5 protein-coding genes are annotated in these 7,982 nt (G+C 71.1%); all 5 read right to left on the bottom strand.

What is annotated here, in order from left to right; translation table 11 throughout:
* Nucleotides 1-12 precede the first annotated feature (12 nt).
* Nucleotides 13-3,795, bottom strand: coding sequence for a multifunctional oxoglutarate decarboxylase/oxoglutarate dehydrogenase thiamine pyrophosphate-binding subunit/dihydrolipoyllysine-residue succinyltransferase subunit (locus ACWEV0_RS23045; protein ID WP_453151284.1), 3,783 nt, complete (start codon nt 3,793-3,795; stop codon nt 13-15).
* Between the two features lie 270 nt (nt 3,796-4,065).
* Nucleotides 4,066-5,118: a HAMP domain-containing sensor histidine kinase gene (locus tag ACWEV0_RS23050; protein WP_453151290.1), complete on the bottom strand. Its 1,053-nt coding sequence runs from the start codon at nt 5,116-5,118 to the stop codon at nt 4,066-4,068.
* 65 nt (nt 5,119-5,183) lie between these two features.
* Nucleotides 5,184-5,918 (bottom strand): response regulator transcription factor, encoded by a 735-nt coding sequence (locus tag ACWEV0_RS23055; protein ID WP_451610630.1) that lies wholly within the window; start codon nt 5,916-5,918, stop codon nt 5,184-5,186.
* 60 nt (nt 5,919-5,978) lie between these two features.
* Nucleotides 5,979-6,677 (bottom strand): spermidine synthase, encoded by a 699-nt coding sequence (locus tag ACWEV0_RS23060; protein ID WP_453151285.1) that lies wholly within the window; start codon nt 6,675-6,677, stop codon nt 5,979-5,981.
* 76 nt (nt 6,678-6,753) lie between these two features.
* Nucleotides 6,754-7,839: a 5'/3'-nucleotidase SurE gene (gene surE, locus ACWEV0_RS23065; RefSeq protein WP_453151286.1), complete on the bottom strand. Its 1,086-nt coding sequence runs from the start codon at nt 7,837-7,839 to the stop codon at nt 6,754-6,756.
* Nucleotides 7,840-7,982 lie beyond the last annotated feature (143 nt).

A 7,982-nucleotide genomic window follows, 5' to 3' on the forward strand; every position in this document is an offset into this window, starting at 1 on the left:
CGGTCAGAGCGATCAGGCGTCGAAGACCTCCGCGACCAGCTGCGCCTGCTCCGCCTGGTGGCGCTTGGCCGAGCCGACCGCCGGGGAGGAGGAGTGCGGGCGGGAGATCCGGCGCAGACGCTCGCTCGCCGGGATGTCCGCGCCGACCGCCAGGTCCAGGTGGTCGATCAGGTTGAGCGCGATGAACGGCCAGGCACCCTGGTTCGCCGGCTCCTCCTGGGCCCAGATGTACTTCGCGGCGTTCGGGTACTTGGAGATCTCGGCCTGCAGCTCGGCACCCGGCAGCGGGTACAGGCGCTCCAGACGGATGATCGCGGTCTCCGTGTCACCGCGCTTCTGCCGCTCGGCCTCCAGGTCGTAGTAGACCTTGCCGGCGCAGAAGACGACCTTGCGGACGTCGGCCGGGTTGACGGTCGAGTCGCCGATCACCGGGCGGAAGCCGCCGGTGGTGAACTCCTCCACCTTCGACGCCGCGGCCTTCAGACGCAGCATCGACTTCGGGGTGAAGACGATGAGCGGCTTGTGGTGCGGGTTGTGGACCTGCCAGCGCAGCAGGTGGAAGTAGTTCGACGGCAGCGTCGGCATGGCGACCGTCATGTTGTCCTGCGCGCACATCTGCAGGAAGCGCTCCGGGCGGGCGGACGAGTGGTCCGGGCCCTGGCCCTCGTAGCCGTGCGGCAGGAGCAGGGTGACGCCGGAGGTCTGGCCCCACTTCTGCTCGGCCGAGGAGATGAACTCGTCGACGACGGTCTGCGCGCCGTTGACGAAGTCACCGAACTGGGCCTCCCAGATCACCAGGGAGTCCGGGCGGGCCAGCGAGTAGCCGTACTCGAAGCCCATCGCCGCGTACTCGCTGAGCATCGAGTCGTAGACGTTGTAGTGGGCCTGGTCCTCGGCGAGGTACAGCAGCGGGGTGTAGTCCTCGCCGGTCTCCTGGTCGACGAGCACCGCGTGGCGCTGGCCGAAGGTGCCGCGGCGGGAGTCCTGGCCCGACAGGCGGACCGGGGTGCCCTCCATCAGCAGGGAGCCGATGGCGAGGGTCTCGCCGAAGCCCCAGTCGATGGTGCCGTCGTCGATCGAGGCCGCGCGGCGCTGCAGCTGGGGCAGCAGACGCGGGTGGACCGTGACCTGCTCCGGGATGTTGACCTGCGACTCGGCGATCCGCTTCACGACCTCCTGGGAGATCGCGGTGGTCACGGAGACCGGGAAGTCGGGCTTGGCGTCCGGGACCTGGGCCTGGGTCGGCGCCGCGGTGGCCTCGCGGACCTCGGCGAAGACCTTCTCCAGCTGGCCCTGGAAGTCCTGGAGCGCCTGCTCGGCCTCTTCCAGGGTGATGTCGCCGCGACCGATGAGCGACTCGGTGTAGAGCTTGCGCACCGAACGCTTCTTGTCGATCAGGGTGTACATCTGCGGGTTGGTGAACTGCGGGTTGTCGCCCTCGTTGTGACCGCGGCGGCGGTAGCAGATGAGGTCGATCACGACGTCCTTGTTGAACGTCTGGCGGAACTCGAAGGCGAGCCGCGCCACGCGGACGCACGCCTCCGGGTCGTCGCCGTTCACGTGGAAGATCGGCGCCTCGATCATGCGGGCCACGTCCGTGGCGTACATGGAGGAACGCGAGGCCTCGGGGGCCGCGGTGAAGCCGACCTGGTTGTTGATGACGACGTGGACCGTGCCGCCGGTGCGGTAGCCGCGCAGCTGCGACATGTTGAGCGTCTCGGCCACGACGCCCTGGCCCGCGAAGGCCGCGTCGCCGTGCAGGGCGATCGGCAGGACGGTGAAGTCCGTGCCCGCCTTGCCGATGACGTCCTGCTTGGCGCGGACGACACCCTCGACGACCGGGTCGACCGCCTCCAGGTGGGAGGGGTTGGCGACCAGGGAGACCTTGATCTGCTCGCCGTCGAGACCGGTGAAGGTGCCCTCGGCGCCCAGGTGGTACTTGACGTCGCCGGAGCCGTGCATCGACTTCGGGTCGAGGTTGCCCTCGAACTCGCGGAAGATCTGCGCGTACGACTTGCCGACGATGTTCGCGAGGACGTTCAGGCGGCCGCGGTGGGCCATGCCGATGACGACCTCGTCGAGGCGGGACTCCGCCGCGGAGTCGATGACCGCGTCGAGCAGCGGGATGACCGACTCGCCGCCCTCGAGCGAGAAGCGCTTCTGGCCGACGTACTTGGTCTGCAGGAAGGTCTCGAACGCCTCGGCCGAGTTCAGCCGGCGCAGGATGCGCAGCTGCTCCTCGCGCTCCACACGGGCGTGCGGGCGCTCGACGCGGTCCTGGATCCACTTGCGCTGCTTCGGGTCCTGGATGTGCATGAACTCGATGCCGGTGGTGCGGCAGTACGAGTCGCGGAGCACGCCGAGGATGTCGCGGAGCTTCATCATCGACTTGCCGGCGAAGCCGCCGACCGCGAACTCGCGCTCCAGGTCCCACAGGGTGAGGCCGTGCTCGGTGATGTCCAGGTCGGGGTGCTTGCGCTGCTTGTACTCCAGCGGGTCGGTGTCGGCCATGACGTGGCCGCGGACCCGGTAGGAGTGGATCAGCTCGAAGACGCGCGCGGCCTTGGTGACGTCGTCGTCGTGCGAGGCGTCGATGTCCCGGAGCCAGCGGACCGGCTCGTACGGGATGCGCAGCGACTTGAAGACGTCGTCGTAGAAGCCGTCCTCGCCGAGGAGGAGGTTGGCGACGATGCGGAGGAACTCGCCGGAGGCCGCGCCCTGGATGACCCGGTGGTCGTAGGTCGAGGTCAGGGTCATGACCTTGGAGATGCCCAGCTTGTTCAGGGTGTCCTGGGAGGTGCCCTGGAACTCGGCCGGGTAGTCCATGGAGCCGACGCCCATGATGACCGACTGACCGGGCATCAGACGCGGCACGGAGTGGACGGTGCCGAGGCCGCCGGGGTTGGTCAGGGAGACCGTGACGCCGGAGAAGTCCTCCATCGTCAGCTTGCCGACGCGGGCCCGCTTGACGATGTCCTCGTACGCCTGCCAGAACTCGAAGAAGTTGAGCGTCTCGGCCTTCTTGATGCCGGCGACGACGAGCTGGCGGTCGCCGTTCGGCTTCACCAGGTCGATGGCCAGACCGAAGTTGACGTGCTCCGGCTTCACCAGGGTCGGCTTGCCGTCCTTCTCCGCGAAGGAGTAGTTCATCGACGGCATGGCCTTGATCGCCTGCACCATCGCGTAGCCGATGAGGTGGGTGAAGGAGATCTTCCCGCCCCGGGCGCGCTTCAGGTGGTTGTTGATGACGATCCGGTTGTCGAAGAGCAGCTTCACCGGGACGGCGCGGACGGACGTGGCCGTCGGCACCTCCAGCGAGGCGTTCATGTTCTTCGCGACCGCGGCGGCGGGGCCGCGCAGGGTGATCAGCTCGGGGCCGGCGGGGGCCTCGGCGGCGGGCTTCGCGGCGGCGGCCGGCTTCGCCGGGGCCGGGGCGGCCGGAGCGGCCTTCACCGGAGCCGGAGCGGCGGCCGCGGGCTTCGCCGGGGCGGGGGCGGCCGGGGCGGCCGGGGCGGGCACGGCGGCGGCAGGTGCGGCCTGTGCGGGGCCCGCCTGCGGCGCGGCCGGCGCGCTCGGGGTGGTGGCGGCCGGGGCGGCCGGGGTCTCCGGTGCTCCGGGCTTGTAGTCGGCGAAGAAGTCCCACCAGGCACGATCGACCGAATTCGGGTCCTGGAGGTACTGCTGGTAGATCTCGTCGACGAGCCACTCATTGGCACCGAAGGCGGCTGCGGGGCTCACGCCCTGCCCGTCTTGGTCGGCCGGGGAGCTCGGGGTACTGGGGGACTGAGACGACACGGCGGCAACCGCCCTCTTCCGCTTCGCAAGGTGATGGACAGCGGAAATAAAGGCTACGCCTCCCTGGCCGGGAGGTGCAGGCCAGGCACTCCAACGTCGCGCAAGTCACACTTGACGAGGTGTTTCGGGGTCGTGAATGGCGGGAAACAACCGTGGTTCTGCGTCGGTCAGGGTACGGGAAAGCGCGGCTACGGCCCTGTTCAGCCGCATCCCTGACCACGTACCCGTCCACGTACACGCAGAACGAGTGCTTCCGGTTCGAACCCTACGTCAATCCCGCGGCGGAAGACTGCCCGGAAGAGTGAGTCTGATGCGGCAGCCGCGTGACGATTCGGCCACTCCGATGTGACCGCCGTGCAGATCGACCGCCCAGCGGGCGATCGCGAGCCCCAGACCGGTGCCGCCGTCGCTGCCCGGGCCCTGCTGGGCCGGGACCGTGCCCCGGTTGAACCGCTCGAAGACCTTGTGCCGCTCCGCCTCCGGGATGCCCGGGCCCTCGTCCGCGACCTCCAGGTCCACGCTGTCCGGATACGGGCCCCGGCGCGCCCGCACGGTCACGCGTCCGTGCGGCGGGGAGTGCTTCACCGCGTTGTCGATCAGGTTCGCCATGACCTGGTGCAGCCGCTCCGCGTCCGCGTGCGCGGTCAGCTCGGGCGGCGACACGTCCAGGTGCAGATGCACGTCCGTACGGCGGTGCAGGCCCGACGTGGAGGAGAGCCCGCGCTGGGACGCGGCCAGGTTCGCCTCGCGCAGGATGCCCGAGAGGTAGGGCCACACCTCGAAGCGGCTGCGCCGGAGCGTGACGACACCGTTGTCGAGTCGTGACAGGTCGAGCAGCGTCTCCACCAGCCGGCCGAGCCGCTCGGTCTGCTTCAGGGCCGTCCGCATGGTCTCCGGATCGGCGGCGGAGACGCCGTCGACGACGTTCTCCAGGAGCGCGCGCAGCGCCGCGATGGGTGTGCGCAGCTCGTGCGAGACGTTCGCGACCAGCTCCTTGCGGTGCCGGTCCACGGCCTCCAGGTCGTCCGCCATGCGGTTGATCGTGGAGGCCAGGTCGCCCAGCTCGTCGCGGCGGTCCGCGCCGCGCACCCGGCGGCTGAAGTCGCCGCGCGAGATCGAGCCGGCGACGTGGTTCATCTCGTCCAGCGGGGCGGTCAGGGACTGGGCCACGAACTGCGTGATCAGCAGCGTGGCGATCATCGCGAAGATCGTGATGTAGCGGAACTCGGTCGAGGTCCGGATCGCCACGAGGGCGAGCCCCGAGGTCAGCAGCACGGCGCCGACCACCAGGGTGCCCAGCTTCGTCTTGATCGATATCGCTATCCGCCGCCGGCCGCCGCCCTGGTCGTCGTGCCGGTCGTTCTCCCGGGCCCCCCGCCCCGCCCGGCTCACGGCGCCGGGGTCTCCAGCGCGTAGCCGACGCCATGGACCGTGCGGATCCGCTCGGCCCCGATCTTCCGGCGCAGCGCCTTGATGTGGCTGTCCACGGTCCGGGTGCCGGAGGCGTCCGCCCAGTCCCACACCTCGGCGAGCAGCTGCTCGCGCGAGAGCACGGCCCGCGGGGTGTTCGCCAGGCAGACCAGCAGGTCGAACTCGGTCGGCGTCAGGTGCACGTCCTCGGCCCTGACCCGGACCCGCCGCTGCGCGTGGTCGATCTCCAGCTCGCCGAGCCGCAGGATCCCGCTGCGCGGGGTCGCCGCCGCGAGCGCGGCCCGCTCCACCCGGCGCAGCAGCACGTGCACCCGGGCGGCCAGCTCGCGCATCGAGAACGGCTTCGTCATGTAGTCGTCGGCGCCGACGCCGAGGCCCACCAGCATGTCGGTCTCGTCGTCACGCGCGGTGAGCATCAGGACCGGCACGGGCCGCTGGGCCTGCACCCGGCGGCACACCTCCAGGCCGTCGAAGCCCGGCAGCATCACGTCGAGCACCATCAGGTCCGGCTGCCACGCCTCGGCGGCGTCCACGGCCGCCGGGCCGTCGCCGGCCGTCTGCACCAGGAAGCCCTCGGCGCGCAGCCGGGCGGCGATGGCGTCCACGATCGTGGCGTCGTCCTCGACGACGAGGACTCTGCGCTGGGCCCCTGGAGTCGTCGCACCGTGGTTCGTGGTGTGTGTCTGCTCCATTGCCCCGCCTCGCGTCGCCGATGTCGGTGCAGCAGCCTAGGGGCAACCGCCGCGTCAAGGCTACGCAGGCGATCCCGCCGGCCGGACGGCGAGGTGGACCACGTCGGGGACGCCCCGGGCAACCGGGACCTCTTCGGTCCGTACCCCGCTGAATCCGGCATTCCGCAACGACTCTTCGAAATCGGCGGAGGGCCGCGCCGACCACACGGCGAGGATTCCGCCGGGGTTCAGACGGGCCGCGCAGACGGCCAAACCCTCGGCGGAATAAAGGGATTCGTTGTCCTCGGTGACCGTCCAGTCGGGACCGTTGTCGATGTCCAGACACAGGGCGTCGTAGGTGTCGGTGGTGGTGCGCAGGTGCGCCACGAGGTCCGTGTGCAGGATCACGGTGCGCGAATCGGCGAGCGCCGCACCGGAGATGGCCGAGAGTGGACCCTTCCGGTGCCAGTCGATGATCGCGTCCTCACGCTCCGCGACCACGATCCGGCCCCAGCGCGGGTCGGCGGCGGCGTGCGCGAGCGAGAAACCGACGCCGAGCCCGCCGATGAGGACGGACGGCGCCGCCGGGCACGACGGGCCGGACAGCGCGCCCAGGGCGGCGTCGACGAGCAGGCGCTCCGAGCGGCCGTCGGACGTGTCCATCAGGAACGTTCCGTTGGCGATGATCTCGTAGTGCGTCACGTCGTCCGTGTCGCGCCGCCGCAGGACGACTTCTCCGTACGGGCCCTCACGGCGTTCGAGGGTGACGGGGCTGCTCATTGCTCACTCCGTGGCTCGCTTGTACGTGGCTGTCTCCCGCCCATCCTCGGAGGGTGCGGGCGGCCGGGACAACCGCTTAACGAGCCTCGTGCGTGACGTAGTGCTCGATCCGGCCGAGCGTGCGGCGGGCGTCCACCCGCGTGCCGTAGGTGCGGTCCCAGGTGATCGGGGCGACCGTGATGTGGCCCTTGTCGAGCAGCCAGGTCGAGTCGGCGTCCGCGCGGCCCTCGGCGCACTCGCCCGCGCCGCCGCCGTCCACCGGGCACAGGCCGAGCGTGATGTCGAAGGAGTCGCTCGTGCCGCGCCGTTCGTACGCGTGGTGGGCCACGGCCCCGTCGCCGACCCGGGTCCACACCGGGGCCTTCGCGGGCTGTCCGGCGCTGACGTCCGGGTAGTCGACCTTGAGCGCGAAGGCGGAGGTGAGGAGGCCGCGGGTGCGGAGCCCGGCGACGAAACGGGCGCCGAACTCGGCGTTCGCGCGGTAGTTGTCGCGCGGGAAGTACGTGTTGCTCTCGTCGCCCGCGGAGGAGAACGCGACCGCCGGCACGCCCTGGTCGATCGCCGCGACGGCCGCGCCCACGGTGCCGGAGTCGTTGACGTTCGCCGAGACGTTCGGGCCCGAGTTGATGCCCGTGAGCACCAGGTCGGGGCCGTCCTGCCAGCCCGCCTCGGCGCTCAGCCCGCCGCGCAGCGCGAGCTTCACGGTGTCGGCGGGCGTGGCGCTCGGGGTGTCCTTGCCGCACGGCCCGGCCGACAGGCACACGCCGAACACCGCGCCGTGGGCCGGGGCGGCCGCGCAGTCGCCCTCGTACCCGGCGGGCAGCCCGGCGGCGGCGCGGCGCCGCGCGGTGAGCACGCCGCCGTTGCTGACGGCCGTGCCCTTGCCGGACTGCACCTGCCACGGGGCCATCACGACGACGTCGGCGCCGGCGGCGCACATCGCGCGGCGGAGCTCGTACAGGCCGAGGCCGTCGGAGTTGCTCGCCCTGGCGGCCTGCATGGAGTCGTCGTTGGAGAGGAGGACGCGCAGGCCGGCGAGGGGCGCGGCCGAGGGAGCCGCCGGGGTGGTGGCGTGGGCGGTCGCGCCGAGGCCGGTGAGCAGTGCGGCGGCTGCGCCGAGGGCGAGGTACTTGCGCATGGCGGTGCGTCCCTTCAGGTGCATGACACGTAGGGAGGGCGGTCCGGGGCCCGGCCCCCCACGGGCGGGCCCCGGACCGGGCGCGGGGCGCGTCAGGGCGCCCCCCCGCGCCGGGGTGCAACCACGCCGTCGGGGAAAACCCGGTGGTGAGAAACGAAGTGTAATAA

It is taken from the genome of Streptomyces sp. NPDC003943 (assembly GCF_053605265.1).

Excerpts from the sequence above, each read along its gene's own strand:
- ACWEV0_RS23055 (WP_451610630.1), bottom strand. The coding sequence starts at position 5,918 with ATGGAGCAGACACACACCACGAACCACGGTGCGACGACTCCAGGGGCC.
- ACWEV0_RS23060 (WP_453151285.1), bottom strand. The coding sequence starts at position 6,677 with ATGAGCAGCCCCGTCACCCTCGAACGCCGTGAGGGCCCGTACGGAGAA.
- surE (WP_453151286.1), bottom strand. The coding sequence starts at position 7,839 with ATGCACCTGAAGGGACGCACCGCCATGCGCAAGTACCTCGCCCTCGGC.